Below are 23,751 nucleotides of genomic sequence, written 5' to 3'. Positions count from 1 at the left end.
TATGATTCTACGCGGAGAAAATTTAATAAAGGAATACGGACCGAAAAAAGTAGTGAAAGGCGTCTCAGTAGAGGTTTCGCAGGGCGAAATTGTCGGGCTGCTGGGGCCGAACGGTGCCGGGAAAACCACCAGTTTTTATATGATCGTTGGTTTGGTAAAACCTACATCCGGAAAGATTTTCCTTGATGATAAAGAGATTACCAACGATGCGATGTACCGCCGGGCCCAGAAAGGGATTGGCTATCTGGCGCAGGAAGCCTCGGTTTTCCGAAAATTATCTGTGGAAGACAATATCCTCGGCGTTCTGCAACTCACCAAACTTTCGAAGCGTGAACAGCAGATGAAAGTAGATGAACTGATTGAGGAATTTTCACTTCAGCACGTGCGAAAAAACCGTGGGGACCTGCTTTCTGGTGGTGAAAGACGGCGGACGGAAATTGCGCGCTGTTTGGCGACCAACCCCAGTTTTATTCTTTTGGATGAACCATTTGCAGGGGTAGATCCAATCGCGGTAGAAGATATCCAAAAGATTGTAAGAAGTCTTGTCGACAAAAATATCGGCATCCTGATTACGGATCATAACGTACAGCAAACCCTCGCAATCACGCATAAGACCTACATCATGTTCGAAGGCAGAATCCTTAAAGAAGGTTTGCCGCAGGATTTAGCCAATGATCCGATGGTCAGGGAAGCATATCTAGGTGAGAATTTCGTGTATCAGGATATTCTTAATAAACCTAAAAAGAAAACCTATGTCTATAATATTTGGGCCGGAAATTTTGATTCGAAAGCACAGTTACAGGATTTTGTTGAAGAAAATTTCGCCGGAATCGGTGACTTGAGACTGATGTACGGCTTCGAAGATGTAAGTTTTGCGTCTCTGTCTAACTCGGAAATCGAACATATTTTTAATCAGGTGGTTGACAAAAACGCCAATAACTCATTCGTTTTTCAGAAAAAACTCATTGGTGAAGCGCTGTCTAAAGAAGAGGCAGAATCCGCAGCAAAAAAATTAAGTACAGCCGAACTGCACTATCTCACGAGTTTCCCGTTTGAGAACTGATCTATTTAAATAAAATCGCTCATCACCAACACGCTAAGCCAAAATTAGCCAATGCCGAAACCGTTTAACAGGACAATCAACCTTCTACAGATTTACAGGCAGCTCCGCCCGTTCATCAGGCCGTACCGCAAGATGATTATCGGCACGCTGCTCCTCACTTTTGTAGGTGCGTTGCTGGCGCAGGTAAATCCGCTTGTGCTGAAATATACGGTTGACGAAGTGACGCAGCTCACGCAGCTGCCACATCCGATGAGTGAAGGAATCCACGTGCTGGTTGTCATCTCCGCTGTACTTTTAGGCAAGGAACTGCTGAATATCTTTATACAGTTTGGGCAGAAATTCTATGGTGAAAAAATAAGAATAAGCACGAGTTCTGTCCTGGCTCAATCGGTGATTGACAAGATTTTGCTTTACCGTGTCTCTTATTTTAATGATGAAAACCACGAGTCTGGCAAGCTGCAGGTGCGCATAGACCGCGGAATAGAAAGCTTGACCAAGCTCGTCCAGAACTTCTTTATCGATATCTTGCCTTTGTTTTCAAATGCAATCATTGCTTTGGTAATCATGTACATGCAGAATGTATATGTTGGTCTGGTCTCCACCGTAGTTGTTCCCATTTACTTTTACGTGAGTGCGCTTCAGGCCAAAAAACTGGCCGGTGTACGCAGAACTTTGCGGAACCAACGTGAGCGCAAGACTTCAGGGTTGCTGAATCTGATCAACTCAATCATGGTGATTAAAAGTTTCGTGCGCGAGAGATTTGAAGGTGAAAAACAGTATGATCTGCAGATGAAACTGATGGACAGCCAACTCTTTACGCGCCGCACGAACTTTATCTATGATGGCCTGAAGACTTTCATCGAACAGTTTGGTGTAGTACTGATCATTTTGCTTACCGTGTTTTTGGTACTCGACCAGCAGATGACCATTGGTGCGATCATGCTGCACATCCTGCTTTTCAACAATGTTTCCGCACCGATTCGTCAACTGCATCGGATTTATGACGATATGAACGATGCAATGATCTACGCTGAAGGTTTCTTTGACATCCTGGAAGCCGACGACCAGACGGAGCCAAACGGTACTTTTGAAGCACTTGAGCTGCAAGGAAAATTTGAACTGAAAAATGTAAATTTTACTTATCCTAACGGCATGGCGGCGCTGAAAGATGTCTCAATGCTCATCGAAAACGGCAAGACTACGGCGCTGGTCGGACTTAGCGGTGCGGGTAAATCGACGGTCATCAATCTTCTGTGTAAATTTTATCTTCCTACCTCCGGCGAGATTTTGCTTGATGATACGCCGCTAAACGATTTTGAAAATGCCGCATTGCGTGATGACATCGGTTTAGTGTTGCAAAAAAACCATATTTTTCAGGGCAGTATCGAGGACAATATCCGTTACGGAAACATGGACGCCACCTTTGAAGAAATTGTTCAGGCGGCGAAAAAAGCTTATCTGCACGACCAGATTTTAGATCTTCCGGAGCAATACCGCCACGATGCGACCCAGCTATCCGGTGGGCAACAGCAGAGAATCGCGATTGCGCGGCTGTTTCTGAAAGATCCACCAATCATATTTCTGGATGAACCTACAGCAAGCCTCGATGCGATTGCTACGGAACAGATCAAAAACTCGCTTGATGCGATAAAACAGGGCCGAACCGTTGTGATCATTTCGCATTCGCTGTCGCAAATTCTGGATGCAGACCGAATTTACGTGATGAAAAAAGGCGAAGTGGCGGAAAATGGCACTCATGACGAGCTGATGGCGATGAACGGCGTTTACCGCGAGATTTTTGACGCTTCCGCCCGCAGCCTTAACCTGGATAAACTTGTAAGTTCGTTCCGCGAAAATTAAAATATTTAAAAATGAAAAGTTTAGATACAATGAAAATAAACTGGATAGTAGGCCTGATGCTTTTTGGCGTCATCTCCTGCAACAAAATTGAGGAAACGGTCTCGCAAACCGTCACTACTGCGAAAGAAAAAGCGCAGCAGAAAACCAATGAACTCGTGCAGGAAACTATTTCGCAGCAAGTCGGGAGAATGGTGGGCGCCGAAAACATCGCTTTCACTGAAGTTTTTCCGAACAGTACGCTCACCCTTGAAAACGAAGTAGGTAAAAAAATGGCTTTCCCGAACGGAACACCTTTTTATTTATTTAAATATAAAACCCAGGACAAAGATTTACTGCTAAAAACGCTGGTAGAACAACCTACAACGGATGAATCACAATCGAAAACCGAATATGAAAAGGTAGACGGATCGGGAATCATCGAAAAGATCACATTTTTCGAAAAGTTTTTGCCCGCGAACAGCATTGACCTCAGTTTTATAAACGAAATCAAGACAGACCGCGGGATGCAGTATTATAAGATAAAGCGTTTCCCGAACGCCAGCACCTTGATTTACAGTCCGAAAACCAACCAGGTTTACCACTTTGTGGAAGTGAAAAAGTAGGTTTATGGCGCAGCAGCTTATCAGTAAGACATGTGATTTCGTAAAGCACAAACTGGATGGGGCAGAAGCGGGACATGATTGGTTTCATGTAGAACGCGTCTGGAAAATTACAAAGATCATCGCACAGCACGAGGTTTGCGACACTTTGGTGGTAGAGCTTTCAGCATTGCTGCACGATATCGCTGACCCAAAATTCCACGCGGGTGACGAAACATTGGCTTTAAAGATTTCATCTGAATTTTTGGAAAGAGAAGGTGTGGATCCTGCAACAATTGAGAAGGTATTATTTATCATTAAAAATATTTCGTTCAAAAACAGGGGCGAACTCCCGGCGGATCTGCCGATCGAACTGAAAATAGTGCAGGACGCGGACCGTCTTGATGCGATAGGCGCCATAGGTATCGCGCGGACGTTTAATTTTGGAGGCTTTAAAAATAATTTAATGTATCATCCCGATATTCCGCCCAAACTGAATATGTCTAAGGACGAATACAAGAAAAATTCGGGCACGACGATCAATCATTTTTACGAAAAATTGCTTTTGCTAAAGGATTTGATGCACACCGCCAAGGCTAGGGAACTCGCCAGTGAGCGCCATGTTTTCATGGAAAATTTTCTCCAGCAGTTTTACCGCGAATGGCGCGTCGACCAATAAGAATACACAAAAATTTAGATTTATAATTTAATTTTACAGGATGGTTTATCTCTTCCTTCTTTTATTCGTAATGCTTTCTGCGGCGCTGATGTCAACGGTTCTGAAGACCGGAAGGCTGAGATTTTGGGGCCGGATGTTCCGCCTTTTTGTGGTTTTGTTTTCTACGGGCGTTTTTGCTTACTATTTTATCAGCCGTAGTCTTCCGCATTTTCGTGAAGATGCGCTAACGGTGCAAATCATCAATAAATTACCTTTTCCGCTCGACTTTTATGTGGTAAGGGTCGATAGCATTGATGGTTCCAAATCCTTTGAAACACTGCATCCCGGCGACATCCGAAGTGAGTTTTACCGCATTGAGTATCTCGACATGAAGAATTCTGATGAATTTTGGGTGGCAGGTTTTTTGGGTCCGAAGAATATGGTCTATTTCTCGCAGCATCCCATTCCAAATAAAAACGAAGACCAGATCGTTGAAATACAGAATTACACGAACGACAATCCTAGTCTCTCTGCAGCGGCAGCTAAATTGGTAGAGACGCTGAAATTTCAGAACATGAAAACCGCCATTTGGATTACGCTGGACCTGCTTCTGCTTTTCCTTAATTTTACACTTCTGGTACGAAGGTCAAAAAAAAATCCCGAATGAAATCGGGATTTTTTTTATTTGTTTTTCTTTTCTTTCAGTGCTTCCTTGTCTTTGTCCGAAGGGTTCCAGACTTTCACTTCACTGTCTTTCGTAATGCCCGAAAGTATCTGAACATTGATGCCGTCGCTTGCGCCCAGCTTCACTTTCACTTTTTTAAACTTGCCGTCCGGCTGTTTCACTTCTACAAACGGGCTGTCTTTGCCGTTCACTTTTTCGTACTGGATCAGTGATTCATCGAGCAGCAACGCATTCTTCTGTGAACTCAGGATGATTTCGCCGTTGGCCGAAAAACCTGCACGGATGTATTCGTTGGTTTTATTAAAAACATCACCTTCCACAGGGAATTTAATGGTTCCGTTCTCGTCTTTACCTTTTGGCGCGATCATGGTGACGCGGCCCGGGAAAGATTTATTCTGTAGTGCGCCGATCACCACGTTCATTTCCATGCCTTCTTTCAGTTTTCCGGCCTGCGCTTCATCTATTGTCCCCTGAAAGATCAATGAATTAAGATTAGCGATGGAGGCGATGGTGGTTCCGGCATTGAAGGAGTTGGCTTCAATCACCTGGCTCCCCACTTTCACCGGAACTTCAAGTACGGTACCGTTGGCTTTTGAGCGGATTTGGGTGGTGGCGAGGCCTGCCAGTTCAGGTGTAGCACCGGTACGGGCAATCTGAAGGCTTTTCTGCGCGGTCTGCAACTGTTGCTGCGCGTTTCTCAACTGCTGCTGCGTACTTACAAGCTGTTGCTGCGCCGTGATGTATTCCTGTTTTGAAATAACGCCCTGCGCATACAGTTTCTGCTGCATCGCAAATTGCTGCTGCTGGTTATTCACCGTCATGCGTGCATTGCTGATCTGCAGATTGGCATTATTTATTTCCTGTTGTGCGGCATTTACATTCTGCACACTTGGCACAATGCGCAAGGTAGCGATGAGCTGACCGGCGGTTACCTGATCACCTTCGTCGACCAGAATCTTGTCGATGATGCCGGACATGTTTGGTTTGATCTCAATCTCTTCACGCGGCACGATTTCGCCCGTGGCCATTACTTTATCATCCATATCGCGTACTTCCGGCTTCTTCGTAAGGAAAGTTTCGCTTTCCGCAGAATTTGATTTAACCAGATACCCAATTCCGGCAAACAGCGCTACCGCAAGCAGCAGACCTAAGAAGATGTAAATTCCTTTTTTTAAAGTGAATTTCTTTTTCATATCAATAGTTTATTTTTTTTAATATTTAAATATTGTTCAAGATGTTCAATAATAATATAATTGTTCAAATTGTTTAAAGGTTCAAATCGTTCAATTTGTTCAAATTGTTTAAGTGGTTCAATTTGTTCAAGATTTCTATTTTTCCATTTTTGTTTTAATGTTCACCCATAGAAATCTTAAATCAGTACCAACCATTAATCAAAAACTCAAATACTTTCAACTCATCCACTTTACCACTCAAAAACTCTCCAACTCCCAAACTCTACTCAGACCTCAGCGCCTCAATCGGCCGAATCCGCACCGCCCGCTGCGCCGGAATCATTCCGATAATCAAACCGAGCAAAACCATCACCGACATTGCCGCGAAAACCTCACCGTAATTGACGGTCGGGTTATAGAATGGAAACGAATCCTGGTCTTTTGTAAAGAAACTCACGATCATCAGCAGTAATATCCCGAAGATGAATCCGAGCAATCCCGAGGAGAGCGTTATCACGACGCTTTCAAGCAAAATCTGGTTCCGGACTTCTGCCGGCTTCGCGCCCAGTGCACGGCGGATCCCGATTTCCTTCGTCCGTTCTTTTACGGTGATCAAAAGGATGTTTGAAATCGCGATGACACCCGCGAGAATCGTCAAAGTGCCCACGATTATCGTCAAAAGCTGCATTCCGGTCAAAAAACCGGTCAGTTTGCCAAATTCACGTCCCAGGTTGAAACTGCCGTACGCATTCGTGTCTTCAGGTGAAACTCTGTATTTATCTTTTAAGACGTTCTTGGCGCTTTCTTCCACTTTCGCCAAATCTGCATCGGGTTTACTTACGACTGCAAAAAAGCCTACTTTATCACCGTCGTTGTACATTTTGGTAAAAGTAGAAAGCGGAATAAAGACGGTTTTGTCATTGTTCATGCCGCCGCCACCGCCGCTTTGCTTTACACGAAAGACGCCGATGACGTTGAAGAAAATACCTTTGATGTTAAAAGATTTCCCAATCGGGTTCTCGTTTTTCTTCGCATCGAAAAAGTTCTTGTAAATCTCTTCGCCTATCACAGCCACATTTTTATTGGCTGAAACATCAGCATCGTTGATATACCGCCCAAAAATGAGTTTTTTCTCCGAGATTTTATTGCCGATTGGGTAGTCGCCTGTCAGCGTGTAGGAAGCAGTCTTGCCGTTTCGAGACATCTGCTCTGGCGGAGAACCGAAATTTCCGCGGGCATTCTGGGGCGAGATATAATCGATTTCGGGAATTTTCTTTTCAAGTAAGTCAATATCAGAGAGATGCAGATCCGTTTTCCGTCCCTTCGGAAAACCTTCGTACGGGATGCTCGTATTCTGCGCCCACATAAAGATTGAATTCGTCGCAAAACCTGAAAAGAGCTTGTTGAAGCCGTTTTCCATGCCTTTCGCCGCGCCCAGCAAACTTACGAACAGGAACATGCCCCAGCCAACACCGATCATGGTGAGAAAAGTGCGGAGCTTGTTATTCCTCAAAGAATGGTAAATCTCCTGCCAGGTGTCTGCTTTAAAGATGATGTTCATTGGTTCTTAGATTTGCGGTAAATCAGTCCGTTTCTTTTTATCTGAATTTTTCTTTTTTAAATTCTTTTATTCTGCCCTTAATGCTTCGATTGGTTTGATCCTACTCGCACGGTAAGCCGGCACAAAGCCCGCAATCAAACCCGAAAGTACAAGCGAAACAAATGCGGCGAGTATCAGGCCCCAGCCCACATTCGGGTCTTTGATGAAATATTTCTCCAGACTGTCACCGACTAACATTAAGGTCAAAACGCCAAGGCCCACGCCGATAAGGCCTGAAACTACTGTAATAACCATACTTTCCTGCATGATGAGCCCGACTATGCTCTTTGGTTTTGCCCCGATGGCTTTCCGTACTCCAATTTCCTGCGTCCTTTCTTTCACGATGTAAACCATGATATTGCTGATGCCGATGATTCCGGCGAGCAAAGTTCCGAGACCGATAAAACCAACAATCATCGTAATAACGAACAGAAACATAAATGAATCTTTCAGGCCTTCCGCGCGGTTATTTACATACACCGCATTTTCGTCGTCCGGCGACACATTTTTCTGGGCTTTAAGTTCTTTTTTGATCTGATCACCGTATTTAATGGCTTCTTCGGGCGTCAGATTTTCATTATAGGCGATAAAGACGGTGCTCACAGTGTCCGATCCTTTTTTCATCTGCTGAAGTGTGGTGATCGGGATGCTGATCATGCGCTCATCCCAGTCGCCGCCATCGTCAGAAAATACTCCGACCACCTTGAAAAAAGTACCGTTGATAATTAAATCTTTCCCGACAGGGTTGCCGTCTTTAATCAAATCCCTTTGCACCATACGGCCGATCACGGCTACATTTGCTTTTCGGTCTACATCGCCGGGTGAGATGGTTCGGCCATTCAAAATCTTGCGGTTTTCAATCCTTATTTCGTCTTCGTTCGCACCGCTGATCTGGTAATTGCCACTTTCTTTGCCGTATTTCACCATTAGATTGGTGGAATATCTCGGCGTGGAAAACTGTACTTTTTCGGGATCCGAATCGATGATCGCGTCATAATCCTGATTGGTAAGTGTAACCTGACGGTCCGACTGTAGACCGTCATACGCGATCGTGGTTTTTCCGGTTGATATGCTGATTAGGTTCTGGGCATCACGCGTGAAACCTTCAGAAAAAGCATTCTGCAAGCCTTTACCAATTCCGAATAAAACGATGAAAATATATAGGCCAAGCGCTACGGTAAAGCCCGAAAGCACCGTCCGAAGGATGTTACTCCGGATCGAACTGAATATTTCCTGCCAGCGGTCTAGATCAAACATTTTCTATGGGGAACATTGGTTTAGCAGTCCGCAGACTTCTTACCGTTAATTATTATATTTAAAAATATCACTTTTAGGCCAAAACGCGCTGCACGATCATCTCGTCACTTTCTATGATACCGTCTTTCAGGATCACATTTCTTTTTGTCTGTGCGGCAACGTCAGGTTCATGCGTTACCACGATGATGGTTTTGCCTTCGCTGTTTATCTCCTGCAGAAGCTTCATGATGTCATAAGTGGTCTTAGAATCGAGCGCGCCGGTAGGTTCATCTGCCAGGATTACTTTGGGATTCGTGATCAGTGCGCGCGCAATTGCGACACGTTGCTTCTGTCCACCCGAAAGTTCGTTCGGCAGGTGTGTTGCCCATTCGGCAAGACCTACTTTCGCAAGATATTCCAGGGCGAGTTTGTTGCGCTCTTTCCGCGAAACGTTCTGATAATAGAGTGGTAGCGCCACATTTTCAAGGGCGGTCTTGTAGCCAATCAGATTAAAGGACTGAAAGATAAAACCGAGAAACCGACTGCGGTATTCAGCGGCTTTTATTTCGGAAAGGTCCTCGATCGGAATTCCGTCCAGTTCATAAGTTCCCGAATCTTTTTCATCCAGGATACCGATGATGTTCAGCAGCGTAGATTTTCCAGAGCCCGAGCTACCCATGATGGAGACAAATTCACCTTCACCGATGGTCAGGTTGATGCCTTTCAGCACATGCAGTTTACTTTTGCCGGTATCGTATGATTTGTGTAAGTCCTTAATTAGTAACATTCAGCAGAAATCTTTCAAGATTGGTGTATTAAATTTTGTGTTTGTTACAATTTAGCTCAGTTTTATTGAATGGTTATTGAATTCGCGTAGTTGCGCATTACTCAGTGAGATTTCGCACGTCAGGACAGAATTTTTAAAGACTAAATGTAAATTTGAGTGCAGAAATTGTCTTTATAAAATTGCCGCTTTTCACGAACGCCGGAAACGCCGATGGCTAACGGATTCGCAGATTGTGGAAAACTTATATCGCTTACTGTCAATACATTAAATATTGCACCTTTTCTGCTGTGAACCAAATCTCTATTTTTGTGAACTGCCGGAAATGTGTATTTCACATCTGCTCACGTCCGGTCTCCATCACAACAAACCTTTAACTGCCTTTGGCAGCCTAATTTTGTAAAATATATCCGCTTTGCTATGGGAATTTTTGAAAAAAGAGTAAACTACAAACCATTCGAATATCCGGAGGTGCTGCAATTTGTAGAAGCCATCAATAAATCTTTTTGGGTTCATTCCGAGGTAGATTTTACCGCAGATGTGCAGGATTTTCAGTCGCAGCTGGAGCCTCACGAGAAAAATGCAGTGAAAAACGCTCTGCTGGCGATCGCGCAGATTGAAGTTTCGGTGAAAACGTTTTGGGGAAACCTTTACAACCATTTGCCGAAACCGGAACTCAACGGTTTGGGATCTACCTTTGCAGAGTGTGAGTTCCGCCATTCTGAAGCCTATTCGCGTTTGTTGGAAGTCTTGGGTTATAATGATGCGTTCAACCATGTAGTTGAAATTCCCGCGATCAAAAAAAGGATTGATTTCCTTTCAAATGTCCTCAAACACGCCAATTCCACCACGCCGAAAGAATATGTTTCGTCGCTTTTGCTGTTCAGCATTTTGATTGAAAACGTGTCGCTTTTCTCGCAGTTTGCGATCATCCTTTCTTTCACGCGCTTTAAAGGATACATGAAAAATGTGTCGAACATCATCGCCTGGACCTCTGTTGACGAGCAGATCCACGCCAATGCGGGCATTTACCTTATCAATAAGATCCGTGAGGAACAGCCGGAATTGCTCACCGATTCGGATATTGAAGATATTTACACACTTGTTGACCATTCAATTGAGCTCGAAGCTGAAATCCTCGACTGGATTTTCGAGATGGGCGAAATTGACAATGTTTCAAAAGAAAATCTGCTCAACTTCATGAAATACCGTGTGGACGACAGCCTCAAAAAGATCGGGATGGGAACACGTTACAATGTTTCGGCCGACGAGTACCGACCAATGGTATGGTTCGAGGAAGAGGTTTTTGCCAATTCAATGGACGATTTCTTCGCGAAACGACCGGTAGATTATACCAAACACGATAAGAGTATTACGGAGAACGATTTGTTTTAATTAAAATATGACACCAATGCGCACAAATGGATTTATAGAATTGACTTACAAAACAAGTGGAAAGAAGGTTTTAATTAATACAAAACAAATTATTAAAATCAAGACTAATGATTCTGGTAATTCTACACAAATAACTCTGACCACTGCAGAAAATTATATTATTAGCGTCGAAGAAAGTTACGACACAATAAAAGAATTGCTTTTTTCACAGAAATAAACTTACAACCAATTTGAAAGAAGGAGATAAAACTAATCTGCTTCTTAATATATCTCGACATAATTTAACAATTATACTATGGTTAAAATTAAAATCGAGAAATGGGGTGGTTTAAAAGGCCTTTCAATTTCAATTTCACAACAAGTATGTATTTTATTATTTGTTTTGATAGCAGTCATTTTGGGTCTTGCTAAACCATCATTTCTTACTAATTTTTTAACCCATTACCTTAAGTAAAATGGAAGAAAACACAAACATCTGGTGGCTCAACGAGGAGTCTGAGCAAATGCTGAACCGCGGCTACCTGCTGAAAGGCGAAACCGTGAAAGGCGCCATAGAAAGGATTACCACCGCAGCAGCCAAAAGACTCTACAAGCCCGAGCTACAGCCCGCTTTCGAGGAAATGATCACCAAAGGCTGGATCAGTTTTTCATCGCCTGTGTGGGCCAATATGGGTACGCAGCGCGGTTTGCCGATCTCATGTTTCAACGTTCATGTTCCCGATAATATTGAAGGAATCACGCATAAACTGGGTGAAGTGATCATGCAGACCAAGATCGGTGGCGGAACTTCGGGCTATTTCGGCGAGCTGAGAAACCGCGGGACAGCCGTGACCGACAACGGAAAATCATCGGGCGCAGTTTCGTTTATGAAACTTTACGATACCGCGATGGACGTGGTGTCGCAGGGCGGTGTTCGCCGCGGAGCTTTCGCGGCGTATCTGGATATTGATCACGGCGATATTGAGGAATTTCTGTCAATAAAGGATATTGGAAGTCCGATACAGAACCTGTTTACAGGAATCTGCGTGCCTGATTACTGGATGCAGGATATGATTGACGGCGATATTGAAAAACGTAAAATCTGGGCCCGCGTACTTGAAAGCCGCCAGCAGAAAGGTTTGCCATACATTCTGTTTTCCGATAATGTAAATCGTAACAAGCCGCAGGTTTATAAAGACCTGGGTATGACGATCAACGCGAGTAACCTTTGTTCTGAGATTATGCTGCCTTCTTCCGAGCAGGAGTCGTTTATCTGCTGTCTGTCTTCGATGAACCTTGAACTGTACGACGAGTGGAAAGACACCAACGCCGTGAAACTCGCGATTTATTTCCTCGATGCGGTACTTTCAGAATTCATCGAAAAAACGGAAGGAAACTACTATCTGACGGGTGCCAGAAACTTTGCACTGCGCCACCGTGCGCTTGGTCTGGGCGTTTTGGGATATCATTCCTACCTTCAGAAAAATATGATTCCGTTTGAAAGTTTCGAAGCTACACAGTTTAACGCGCGTGCTTTCAGACAGATAAAAGAACAGTCTTTAGCCGCGTCTCAGGAACTCGCTAACATCTACGGTGAACCTGAGTTGCTTAAAGGCTACGGAATGCGCAACACGACCACGATGGCCATTGCACCTACTACTTCCAGTTCGGCCATTTTAGGGCAGACTTCCCCGGGAATTGAACCTTTTGCTTCGAATTATTACAAAGCGGGTCTGGCGAAAGGAAACTTTATGCGCAAGAATAAATATTTGGCAAAACTCCTTCAGGAAAAAGGTATCGATAATGAGGAAACGTGGAGAACGATTATGTTGAACCACGGTTCTGTGCAGCATCTGGCAGAACTTACCGACGAAGAAAAAGCAGTTTTCAAAACCTTCAGAGAGATTTCACCAATGGAAATTATTTCTCAGGCCGCGCAGAGACAGCAGTATATCGATCAGGCACAGTCGCTGAATCTTCAGATTCCGTCTACAATGCCGGTGAAAGATGTGAATTACCTTTACATCGAAGCCTGGAAGAAAGGCGTGAAGACTTTATATTATCAAAGAAGTTCGTCCGTTTCAAAAGAAATGATGGTGAATTTTGTGACCTGTTCGAGTTGTGAAGCGTAGGTCATCACTTTTGATTATCTCAAATAAATTAAGCGTTGTCGGAATTTTCTGACAACGCTTTTTTCTGGCTATGCTTTAACACGCTGTGTAAAAAAAAGAGCAGAAACCTTGCAGTCTCCGCTACGTAATTTTTGAGGAATAAAGTTTTATCATTTACAGAAATTCTGCTTCACTTTTAATTTTTTTTTAAATAAAGTAAAATGTAATCAAATATAGTGGATTCTAATGGTTTTTTGCTAGTGCCTATGGGTGATGATTTTTAAACAGAATATCGTGATTTCACTGTTCACTGGTACGGACCAATTATTAATCAAGGGATTTGTCACTTATGATTTCTAAAGATTAATTTAAACAAATGATTTGGTGATATCCAAAATAGTATTATTTTTGAGTTACAAGCTTCAAAATATTATTATATAAAAAGAAAACGGCACAGCTTGCAAAAAAATCTGATTATGAATAGACAAACCGTTATTGCTGCGCTGTTTCTGGGGACTGCCTTCTTTGGAGTCCATCATGTTCAGGCACAAAGTGTTGAGCAGGCTACCACAACTGTAAACATTGTTTTGGCCGACGTTCTGTCAATTGATGAAGGCAGTGTGGCATCAGGCGGAGCTGTAGATTTTAGTTATTCGAATCCCGGTGATTACAGTTCTGCGAAAAATGTGACCGTTCCAAACAGTTTGGTAATCATTTCGTCGAAAAATTTCGACGTTAAAGTAAAATCCGACGGCGCTAATTTCGTCAGCGGCGCAAACCTTATTCCTGTAGATGTTTTAAAGATAGAAGCAGCGCCCAGCGGCAACCTTTCCGGAACGCTGAAGGAAGTTACGCTATCCGCCATCGATCAGGTTTTGGTAAGTAATGCTTCATTAGGATCAATGCAGTCTTTAAATATCAACTACTCAATCTCCGCAGAAAAAGCTTCACAGATACTATTGGGAAAACCCAAAGGTACATACATCCAGAAAGTAACTTATACCGCGACTGCATTATAGTATAACGCCGAAAAAAAATTAAACCCTCAGCACAGTGATGCTGAGGGTTTTTTTTATTCAGCGGTCCGTGTAGTTTTTTTACTACATCAAGTTCCATTTTGCACTACAAGTAAGCTCTTGGGGCCGCTGTAAATTTGCAGTGTTAAAAGGAAACAAAATAAATAAATAAATAAATAATACAAATAATAATCATTATGAAAAATTCACTGACAATCGCAGCATTAACTTTCGGAGCAATTGTACTAGGAACTTTCACAGCTCAGGCGCAGGAAAAAAACACAGCTACTACAACTGTAAACATCACCCTTAATGACGTAATCTCAATCGATACAGGAAGTACTGCAGGTGGCGGAACAATCGGTTTCAACTATGCTTCTGCCGCAGATTATAATTCTGCACAGACTGTAGCGCAGGCAAGCGCGCTGAAAGTAACATCCACAAAAAACTTTAACGTAAAAGTAAAAGCCGGTGGTTTGAATTTCGTGAACGGTACGAATCTTATTCCTGTTAATGTACTGACGATCAAAGCTGCGGCAGCTTCAGGAACTATGGGTGGTACGAAAAATACCGTTATTTTATCTGCGGAAGATCAAAATTTAGTTACAAATGCTCCACTGGGAAGTGCTTTGGTATTAAACCTTGATTACACCATCCCGGCAGCAAAATCTTCTTCACCTGATATCCTGGGTAAGCCAGCGGGAACGTATACACAGACAGTAACATACACTGCTACTGCTCTTTAAGAAACACATCTTTTATATATATACCCCGCCCTCAGCATTATTGAATGCTGAGGGTTTTTATTTTCTAAATAAGTACGCTGTGAATACTGTAGTTTTTTTACTACATCAACTTCCATTTTGCACTACAGAGAAACCTTTGGTGCCGTGGTAAATTTGCAGTGTTAAAAGACAACAAAATAATTAATAAATAATAAAAATCTTTATGAAAAATTCACTGACAATCGCAGCATTAACTTTCGGAGCAATTGTACTAGGAACTTTTACAGCTCAGGCTCAGGAAAAAACCACAGCTACCACAACTGTTAACATTACGCTTAACGACGTAATCTCAATTGATGCAGGAAGTATTGCTGGTGGTGGAACAATCGGTTTCAACTATTCTTCTGCTGCAGATTACAATTCAACTAAGTCTGTAGCACAGCTCAGCGCGCTGAAAGTTACATCCACAAAAAACTTTAACGTAAAGGTAAAAGCCGGTGGTTTGAATTTTGCGAACGGAACGAATCTTATTCCTGTGAATGTACTTACGATCAAGGCTGCAGCAGATGCAGGAACTATGGGCGGTACAAAAAGCCCCGTTGTTTTATCTGCGGAAGATCAGAATTTAGTTACAAATGCTCCGCTTGGTAGCGCACTTACATTGAACCTTGATTATACAATTCCTGCAAGTGAATCATCTTCTTCAAAAATCCTTGGTAAACCAGCCGGAACTTATACTCAAACAGTAACATACACTGCTACTGCTCTTTAATAAAAACACATCTTAATATACCCAACCCTCAGCATCTGAAAATGTTGAGGGTTTTCTTTTAAACGGGACGTGTAGTTATTTTACTACAAAGACTTCGTTTAAGAACTACACACAAAATGCAGCGTCCGCTGTAAATTTGCAGTGTTAAAAGAGACGGCAAAACAGAAAAAGCCAATTAAAGCGAACTCTGAAACACATTTTACAGAATTTTTATCAGTTTAAAAAGGTTCGTTAGTTTCGTTTTCAGTAGTTTCGGAAATCTTTTATTTTTTTTTAAAATCACATTATGCGCAAGTTTTTTCACATTTTCATTTTTCTCATCCTCACAGGAGCTTCCTCATTGCTGGCACAAAGTATTTCTATGTCGCCTACACGCTTGTTTTTCACAGGTAATCCGGGCGAGAAAGTGACGCAGACTGTAACACTTCACAACAGTTCTGATAAAGATTATGTTTTTAATCTTAATTATAAAGACTGGGTAAGGGAAGACGACGGAAACAAAATTTATTCTGATGCCGGAACTTCTAAAATCTCAAACGCTGCGTCGCTTTCTACACTGGAAAATACGGTAACAGTTCCGGCCAAAAGCACAAAAGAGATTGTAGTTACAATGCAAATTCCGACTAACGCATCAAAATCGGACGTTACGAACAGCATGTTGTTTTTTACGCAACTTCCGCAGCAGGCAGATAAGGCAAACGTTCAGAACGGGATTGGTATCATTACTTTATTCGAGGTGGGTCTTCACGTTTTCTACACACCGCCGGGAAACAATGTGAAAAGTCTTGATATCACCAACATTGCCGAAGTTTCTAATCCTGGAGTACCAGAGCGAAAAGTGGCAATAAGCATCCATAATGACGGCAATACCATCAACGATGCTACCGTAGAATTCGAACTGACGAATACAGACAGCGGAAAAGAGATTAAGCTGCCGGCAGTTTCGGTTTCCATGCTTCCGCAGACCAATCAGGTCGTTCAGTTTACATTGCCTGAAAATATTTCAGGAAACTTCCTCGGCGTGGCTATCGTAAAAATGGCCGGCTCCAATGATTTGCGCGTAGGCGAAAAGAACTTTAAATTTTAATATTCAGTTTGGCAGCACAAAATAGCATATCGATATCCATCCTGCGAAGAACATTACTGCTTTTGGCAGTGGTTTTTCTGCAACTTTCGTTTTCCTATGCGCAGGAGAGCAAGGATATCGCGGTATATTTTGAAAATGAAAGTGTTGCGGTAGAAAAAGGTTCAACTTTTACCAATTTTCTGGTAATTGAAAACAAAGGTTCTGCGGAGATTACCATTCAGAATATCACGCCTCAGGAGAAATATCCGGGGTTACTTTATTATTCTAAAGATGAATTTTCCCTGGGCGCAGGCGCATCCAAAAAACTTCCTGTAAAACTGATCGCTAATCTTGATTTCATGAAACTGAAATCTAACGAGATTAAATTTAATGTTTCTTACACCAGCTCACCTGCTTCAAAAACTGAAAGTGCGTCTTTTTTCGTCAAAAGGGAGGAAAACAATAACATCGCGATTTACACGGCGTCTTATGAGAACTTTATTAATCCTTCCGCGCCTGAATCTTCAATTGTCTTATGGGTAGAAAATCAAGGTTACAATAAAAAAACAGTAAAAATTGATCTGCAGTCGATTCCTGATGGTTTGGAAATGATGCCCAGACAGCAAACCCTCACGCTGGCCGGTTTAGAAAAACAGTCCGTAGAGATCAGAATTCTCGTAAGAAAGCAGAATACGCTTTTCCCCGAATTTAATATAACCGCAAGTGCCACAGATGTATTCAATAATGAAATTGTGGGTAGCAACACGCTTCATCTGGTTATTTTATCGAACAACAGACAGGTTGCACGTGGCTATGAATCGACGACGGAAAGCAATTTTGCTGAACTTGCCTATAACGCAAACAGTTCTGGTTTTAATTTTGCGCAGCTGAGAGGAAACTCCACCTTTCGTGTAAACGAAAATTTAACATCACGCTTCAATCTCGGCGCAGATTATTATCTTGAAGACGGGCGCTACAACATTTATGATACCTGGCTTGAACTGGAAGGAAGAAATACAGCTTTGCGCCTTGGAAATATCAACAGCAGTGATTACGATTATCCGGTTTTCGGAAGAGGCGCGAAAGTTTCGAGACAGTTCGGCGAAAAAAATCAATTTGAAATTCTTGCGTTAGAAAATAATTTTAATCTTTTCGGTACTTATTTTCAGCAGGCTGAAGGTTCCAAACTTATCGGTGCAAAATATGGTTTTGGGAACGGTAAATCTTTCATCGGGAAAGTGTCTTATTTATATGATCACGATCCGCGTTTTAATGTAGACACTCAGGTTGCGAACGCGACATCCTCAATTATCATTAATGAGAAACACACCATAAGCGCAGAAGTTGGCTTTAGCCACGAAAAAGGCCTTGCAAATCTTGACGAAAATGCCGGTGTTTTACTTGCTGCAAATTACGATGGGAAAATCGGGAAATGGCATTTCCAGTCATTGAATTCATTTTCAACCAAAAGTTATGCGGGCATCAAACGTGGGTCTTTTTTTTCAAATCAAAGAATTGGCTATCAGTTTTCGGCAACGCAGCGGGCATTTATTCAGTATCAGAATTCAGAAGTGATTCCGGAATTCCTGAGTTTTCAGAATGCGCCTGCCGAAGCGGGTGCAGCGGATCTTCGTTACTATTTCAACAGTACAGAAGCATTGTCATCAGGTTATCAGTTTTCTGCGAATAAGTGGAATTTCTTTTTTGCACCAAAAGTTGAAAGACAGAAAACTGCAAATTTTTACAACTCGCACGAGCTTTTTTCATACCGTTTCGAAACAAATATCGGTACAACATTGGGTGCGCACGGCTTAAACCTGATGGCTGAATATTCTTATTCAAAAGAAAATAATAAGGAAGAGTGGTTCAACAGTTTGAGGACTACCCTAAGTTACCGGTATAAATCTTTCTCGCTGAACGGCACAGCCCAATGGAATGCCAACAATGTTTTTGATCTGAATTCTTACTACGATGTTGACCGAAATTTTGCCAATTACAATCTTTTTGCTTCGTACAATTTCCAGACTCCCAACAACAGTCTGACGGGGTCATTATCGGCGGGAGCATCCTATTCTGAACTTTATAAAAACCTGAACAGCAATATATCCGGAAATATTGAGTATAAAATTTCACCATCCTGGTCTTCCACGGGTTATTTTAATATTTCAGGTTATAAAACTACTGCAGCATACGCTGCCAGTAGCGGCTATTATCAATTCCGGGTGGGCATTAAAAAATATTTTGCAGCAGCTACCGCGCTTGGGAATCACAAAGTGAGCTTCCAGTTATTTGAAGACAAAAACTCAAACGGACAGCTTGAAACCGGCGAGAAAGTGCTTGCAAATGAAATCGTGAAACTTGACAGCTTCGTTGCGATGACCGACAAAAACGGGAAAGTCGTTTTCCAGAATGTACCCGAAGGCGTGTATACGCTGAAAGTGAGCGAAAGTGCTGGCGCGCGGCTGATGATGGATCCTGTAATTACCGTGAACAGCAATATCAACCGCAAAGTAGGAATGGTAAAAAACATCAGAGTGAGTGGAAAATTAATTGAAATCAAGCAGGCTTACGATGTTTTGGAAACAGATGTGACCGGTATCGTGGTGTACGCAAGAGGCGAAGACGGCAAAATTTATACTGCTGTTGTTAATCAGAGTAATGAGTTTGAATTCTTCCTGAAAGACGGTAGATACACGATTTATATTGAAAACGACAAGTACAGCTACACACAGCCAGGCCAAACCGTTCAGGTAACGAAAGAGGGATATTCAGAAGTTTTAGTTTTTGAATATAAGAAGAAAAACACCACCATAAAGGTGAAAAAGTTTTAAATTTAGAAGTGTGAAAACGATGAGGCTTTTTTTATCAGGGATTTTTGCCGTTTGCGTAGGTTCAGTGACGGTGAAAGCGCAGGATGTATACCTGTCAATTCCTGAGGATAATATTTTTAACAGGTCTGAATTTACTTCATTGCCCACAACGGTAATGTACACCAACAGAACGAACTGGGATTATGCTTTTTTTGGATTAGGTCCCGTAAGTCCTACATTTACCTCCACGTCAGGTGCAAATTTTGTTCAGTCATCTTCCTCATTGACCTTACCCACTACTGTTCTTCTTTGGCAGCTGGAAAGTATGGGCGGGCAAATGCCATCTACCGGATATTTGGGTTATTTACCGGGGTTTCAGTCCTTTAGCACAGGGGCGGTAAGATGGTTTGAGCCGCCTTCATCGGTACTCGGCGGCGGATTTAACCGCGGAAATATTAATTTCACGTTCAAGATTCCTGCAGCTCAGTTTGCTGCGAACGCTTTTCAGGCGGGCAATTACTCCATGAATATCACTCAGAACTATGATTTTACGCCGCGTAATTTCAGAACTGTTTTAGTTGTACCGGCATCCGTCAGGTGGTTAACGACAACTCCTACAAAATATATTGAAATCTCCTCGCTGAATGACTACCGGATTACCGGCACGCGGGTTTTGGGTAATTTGGGTAATGCCGAAATCGGTCATACGGTTGATTTTAATGTATGGGCGAAAGCTGCAGCGAACCATATTCAGTTCATTTCCTCCAAAGGAACCCAGGGAACCAGAAATATAGCCAGCATTAAACTGGGCAGTAACGGATCGGCACTTACAACGAAAGCCTTATCGTCCACTTTTCAGAATTTTTCCGCTGCCAGTTTCGGTGTGATTCCGGGAAACAGAAACAGCTTCATGCCGGAACTTTATGTTTCTGCAGAAGATTTTAAAACTCAATTTTTTGAGGCCGGAACCTATACTTTTGAACTGAACCTTAGTGCAAGAAGTACAGATAATTCAATAAACAGCCTTCAAAATACGGCTGTGCAGTTGAAAGTGCTCCCGCGGTCTGAGATCACCATCCCAAGTTCCGGACAAAATGTAAATTTCAACTTTAATACCGCTGCCCATTACGCCAATGGGCAGTCGCAGACGATTCAAAAACAAATCAAATTGTCCAACAATGAGAGTTTCGAACTCTACGTAAAGTCAGACGAAAATTACTTTAAAAAAGGCGGCGTTCAGACCGCCATTAACTCCAATATTTTACAGATTGGGCTGGAGGGAAGTTCTGCAAACGTGCCCCTATCCAAAACCCCGCAAAAAATACTCACGAACGGAACCCCGGTATTGGACCGCGAACTCAATGTTAGATACACCATTCCACCCGCAGGTGCTCAAACTTTGGTCGGGAAGGAAAGCAGCACTTACTCTGTCAATGTCTACTACAGTTTTACAGCAATTTAAGTACACTTCCTAACAATATCTTCTCCTTATGGACAACCTCAATTCTACTAATCCGGACCAATCCGCGACTGATAAATTACATACGTTCGAGAAAAAATATGCCGATGTTTTTGAGTTTTTGGTTTTTTCGGCCGCTAAAATGACAAACATGGAGCATTGCAGTTTGAGTATTACCATAGAAGAGCAGGTTTATATTCTTGCTTCTACCGAGGCGTCTGTTACCAGAATTTATCCCGTCAATCCTCATTTTGAAATGAATGATGACGATTCTGTTTATCTGCCTGAAAATTCGGATCTTAAATTCCGTAGAAGTTATCCCATTTCGGGTCTTGATGGCCATATGATCGGTCATCTGAATTTATTTGCCAAGCAGGTGAAAGACTTTGATGACGAAGTTCAGCAGATCATTGAAAAGGTTGTGAGGCAGGCTTCAAAATGGTTTTTTTATAAAGAACAGGAACAGCGGCTCAACAGTTATGATGCACTTTTCGAAACCTCAAATGACTTACTAGGTGTTTTTTCTTTGGACGGTAAATTCGTAAAATTAAATCCTACCTTTTCGAAAATGCTTGGATGGAGCGACGATCAGTTTATGAGCAGAGTTTTTATCGAATTTGTTCATCCGGAAGACAGGCAAAGCACCACGCAGGCAATGGAAGTACTGGCACAGGGTAATTCTGTAGTCAATTTCACCAACAGATACATCATAAAATCCGGTGCGGTGAGATGGATAGAATGGACGTGTACTCCTGAACCGCAGTCCGGCCTGGTGTACACCATCGGAAGGGACGTTACAGAATTTACCACCAAACAAAAATTACTCGAAAGAAATGAACAGAAATACCGTGATCCTTTCGAAAAAAACCAGGGAATAATCAGTATACATGATGACGAAGGATATATTCTGGATGTAAATGAAGCCGGTATTAAGGCTTCCGGTTATGTAAAAGAAGAATTGAAGCACCTCAACCTTTACGATCTCGTCATTCCGGAAAAACATCAAAATGTAAAAGCGTACCTGACCCAGATCAAAACTTCGGGCCATGCCTCTGGTGAAATGACGGTACGCAAAAAAAACGGAGAAAAAGCGGTTTGGCACTTTATGAGTGCGATAGACGAAGATGTAGACGGTAAGGTACAGGTCATTGCCAATGCTGTGGATATCACCGAAAGAAAAAAAATGGAGGATGAAATTGTTGCTGCAAAAGAATTAGCCGAAAAAGCCTATCAATTGAAATCTGAGTTTGTGGCCAACATGAGTCATGAGATCAGAACGCCTTTAAATGGAATTATCGGCTTTACAGAACTCCTTCTGGAAACCAATCTGGACGATACACAGAGGCAGTATCTCGACATTATCAACCAGTCCGGCGTGTCGTTGTACAGCATCATCAATGATATTTTGGATTTTTCAAAATTAGAAAAGCAAAAACTTAAGCTCAACCTCGATAAAGTAGAAATAGAAGAACTCGTTTCAGAAGCCTTCAATATTGTTGCCTACAGTAACACTAAAAAACGGCTCGAAATGCTCATCGATATTGACGAAAACATTCCGAGATATGTCTGGACCGATGAAATGCGCCTAAAGCAGGTTTTCGTCAACCTTCTGAGCAATGCGCTAAAATTTACCGAGGAAGGTGAGATTGTATTATATGTGAAAGTACTGGCTGATTTAGCCGAAGGAAAAAAGAAATTCCGCTTCGGAGTGCGCGATACCGGTGTTGGAATAAACAAAGAAAAACAAGCGGTTATCTTCAGCGCCTTTTCACAGGAAGACGGCAGTATTACTAAAAAATATGGCGGAACGGGGCTTGGCCTCACGATTTCGAATCAGATCTTAGAACTTGCCGGCAGTGTTCTGCAGTTAGAAAGCGAGCAGGGGAAAGGCAGCGATTTTTTCTTTGATATTGAGTTCGATACCGTAGAAGAAGAGTATGACCTGAGCTTAACCGATATCAAGCGTGTGCTGATTGTAGACGATAATGATAATAACCGTAAAATCCTCAAGAGGATGCTCGAACGGAAGAACATCGAAGTAGTGGAATGCGACAGCGGCCTGAAAGCCTTGCTTTTAATAATGGATAAGTCCGAATTCGATGTGATTATTATGGATTATCACATGCCGGTTATGGATGGAATTGAAACCATCAGAAAAATGAAGGATATTACGCCTGATCCGTCCCATGTAGCACCGTATATCGTGCTGTACAGTTCGTCTGACGACGGTAATCTGCAGGATGCATGTGACGAGCTGGAGATAGAAAACAGGCTTGTGAAGCCAATCCGGATGAAACAGATGTATCAGGTTCTGTCTACATTAAAGAATTCTGAAAAGAAAAAACCGGAGCAGATAAAAAATGTCGCCAGTGAAGTAAGCAGTAATGAATTAAAAATCCTGATCGCGGAAGATAATGCGATCAATCTTCTTCTGACCAAAACCTATTTAAGCGATATTCTGCCCCACGCTTTAATCATCGATGCAAAAGATGGAAATGAAGCGATCGAGCAGTACCAGAAGGAAAGTCCGGATCTTATTCTGATGGATATCCAAATGCCAAACCTCAATGGAATTGAAGCCACTAAGAAAATCAGAACCATTGAAAAGGATATTGAGATCCCGATTATCGCGCTCACCGCAGGAAGTCTTCCGGGTGAAAAAGAAAAGTGCCTACAGGCCGGAATGTCAGATTTTCTAACCAAGCCCTTACTAAAACAGACACTTTCAGACATGATCAGAAAATATTTTGGCAAAGAAATGGATAAAGGCAAATCATAATTA

18 protein-coding genes and 1 pseudogene are annotated in these 23,751 nt (G+C 42.4%); 15 read left to right on the top strand and 4 right to left on the bottom strand.

The features are described 5' to 3' along the window. Window position 1: 1 nt before the first annotated feature. From lptB to H9628_RS09270, 5 genes and pseudogenes are all read left to right on the top strand, one after another. Window positions 2–727, top strand: a pseudogene (lptB, locus tag H9628_RS11955) (LPS export ABC transporter ATP-binding protein); the annotation flags it as partial. Between the two features lie 468 nt (window positions 728–1,195). After that, a complete protein-coding gene (locus tag H9628_RS09285; protein WP_251834077.1) occupies window positions 1,196–2,923 on the top strand; it encodes an ABC transporter ATP-binding protein in 1,728 nt (575 codons plus the stop codon). An 11-nt stretch (window positions 2,924–2,934) separates the two neighbouring features. Then, window positions 2,935–3,525 (top strand): hypothetical protein, encoded by a 591-nt coding sequence (locus tag H9628_RS09280; RefSeq protein WP_251833870.1) that lies wholly within the window; start codon window positions 2,935–2,937, stop codon window positions 3,523–3,525. A 4-nt stretch (window positions 3,526–3,529) separates the two neighbouring features. Continuing rightward, a complete protein-coding gene (locus H9628_RS09275) occupies window positions 3,530–4,180 on the top strand; it encodes an HD domain-containing protein (RefSeq protein ID WP_251833869.1) in 651 nt (216 codons plus the stop codon). A gap of 40 nt (window positions 4,181–4,220) precedes the next feature. Next, window positions 4,221–4,826, top strand: a complete 606-nt coding sequence (locus H9628_RS09270; RefSeq protein WP_251833868.1) for a hypothetical protein — start codon at window positions 4,221–4,223, stop codon at window positions 4,824–4,826. A gap of 14 nt (window positions 4,827–4,840) precedes the next feature. Here H9628_RS09270 and H9628_RS09265 read toward each other — a convergent pair whose 3' ends face one another. The 4 genes from H9628_RS09265 to H9628_RS09250 form a co-directional block, all read right to left on the bottom strand. Next, on the bottom strand, window positions 4,841–6,037 hold the full coding sequence (locus tag H9628_RS09265) for an efflux RND transporter periplasmic adaptor subunit (protein WP_251833867.1): 1,197 nt from the start codon (window positions 6,035–6,037) through the stop codon (window positions 4,841–4,843). A gap of 262 nt (window positions 6,038–6,299) precedes the next feature. Continuing rightward, window positions 6,300–7,577, bottom strand: a complete 1,278-nt coding sequence (locus tag H9628_RS09260; protein WP_251833866.1) for an ABC transporter permease — start codon at window positions 7,575–7,577, stop codon at window positions 6,300–6,302. Between the two features lie 66 nt (window positions 7,578–7,643). Beyond that, the gene (locus tag H9628_RS09255) at window positions 7,644–8,873 is read right to left on the bottom strand and encodes an ABC transporter permease (RefSeq protein WP_251833865.1); all 1,230 of its coding nucleotides are present in this window, start codon (window positions 8,871–8,873) and stop codon (window positions 7,644–7,646) included. A gap of 73 nt (window positions 8,874–8,946) precedes the next feature. Next, on the bottom strand, window positions 8,947–9,639 hold the full coding sequence (locus H9628_RS09250; RefSeq protein WP_251833864.1) for an ABC transporter ATP-binding protein: 693 nt from the start codon (window positions 9,637–9,639) through the stop codon (window positions 8,947–8,949). 417 nt (window positions 9,640–10,056) lie between these two features. Between H9628_RS09250 and H9628_RS09245 the strand changes: the two genes are divergently transcribed. The 10 genes from H9628_RS09245 (at window position 10,057) to H9628_RS09200 (ending at window position 23,748) form a co-directional block, all read left to right on the top strand. Next, on the top strand, window positions 10,057–11,031 hold the full coding sequence (locus H9628_RS09245) for a ribonucleotide-diphosphate reductase subunit beta (RefSeq protein ID WP_251833863.1): 975 nt from the start codon (window positions 10,057–10,059) through the stop codon (window positions 11,029–11,031). A gap of 16 nt (window positions 11,032–11,047) precedes the next feature. Continuing rightward, window positions 11,048–11,248 (top strand): hypothetical protein, encoded by a 201-nt coding sequence (locus H9628_RS09240; RefSeq protein WP_251833862.1) that lies wholly within the window; start codon window positions 11,048–11,050, stop codon window positions 11,246–11,248. A gap of 238 nt (window positions 11,249–11,486) precedes the next feature. Then, window positions 11,487–13,142 carry a ribonucleoside-diphosphate reductase subunit alpha gene (locus H9628_RS09235; RefSeq protein ID WP_251833861.1) on the top strand — a complete coding sequence of 552 codons (1,656 nt, stop codon included), beginning with the start codon at window positions 11,487–11,489 and terminating at the stop codon, window positions 13,140–13,142. Between the two features lie 455 nt (window positions 13,143–13,597). Further along, window positions 13,598–14,140, top strand: coding sequence for a peptidoglycan-binding protein LysM (locus H9628_RS09230; RefSeq protein ID WP_251833860.1), 543 nt, complete (start codon window positions 13,598–13,600; stop codon window positions 14,138–14,140). A gap of 194 nt (window positions 14,141–14,334) precedes the next feature. Further along, entirely contained in the window at window positions 14,335–14,883 is a 549-nt protein-coding gene (locus H9628_RS09225; protein ID WP_251833859.1) for a peptidoglycan-binding protein LysM, read from the top strand. Between the two features lie 202 nt (window positions 14,884–15,085). Beyond that, complete coding sequence (locus H9628_RS09220) at window positions 15,086–15,634, top strand: peptidoglycan-binding protein LysM (RefSeq protein ID WP_251833858.1); 549 nt, start codon at window positions 15,086–15,088, stop codon at window positions 15,632–15,634. A 286-nt stretch (window positions 15,635–15,920) separates the two neighbouring features. Further along, entirely contained in the window at window positions 15,921–16,721 is an 801-nt protein-coding gene (locus H9628_RS09215) for a WxL protein peptidoglycan domain-containing protein (protein WP_251833857.1), read from the top strand. 8 nt (window positions 16,722–16,729) lie between these two features. After that, on the top strand, window positions 16,730–19,531 hold the full coding sequence (locus tag H9628_RS09210; protein ID WP_251833856.1) for a hypothetical protein: 2,802 nt from the start codon (window positions 16,730–16,732) through the stop codon (window positions 19,529–19,531). A gap of 19 nt (window positions 19,532–19,550) precedes the next feature. Beyond that, complete coding sequence (locus H9628_RS09205) at window positions 19,551–20,972, top strand: hypothetical protein (protein ID WP_251833855.1); 1,422 nt, start codon at window positions 19,551–19,553, stop codon at window positions 20,970–20,972. Between the two features lie 28 nt (window positions 20,973–21,000). Continuing rightward, complete coding sequence (locus tag H9628_RS09200; protein ID WP_251833854.1) at window positions 21,001–23,748, top strand: PAS domain-containing hybrid sensor histidine kinase/response regulator; 2,748 nt, start codon at window positions 21,001–21,003, stop codon at window positions 23,746–23,748. Window positions 23,749–23,751 lie beyond the last annotated feature (3 nt).

This window comes from Kaistella pullorum (assembly GCF_014837035.1).
GTDB lineage: Bacteria > Bacteroidota > Bacteroidia > Flavobacteriales > Weeksellaceae > Kaistella > Kaistella rhinocerotis.
This window is presented reverse-complemented; position numbering and strand designations above follow the sequence as displayed.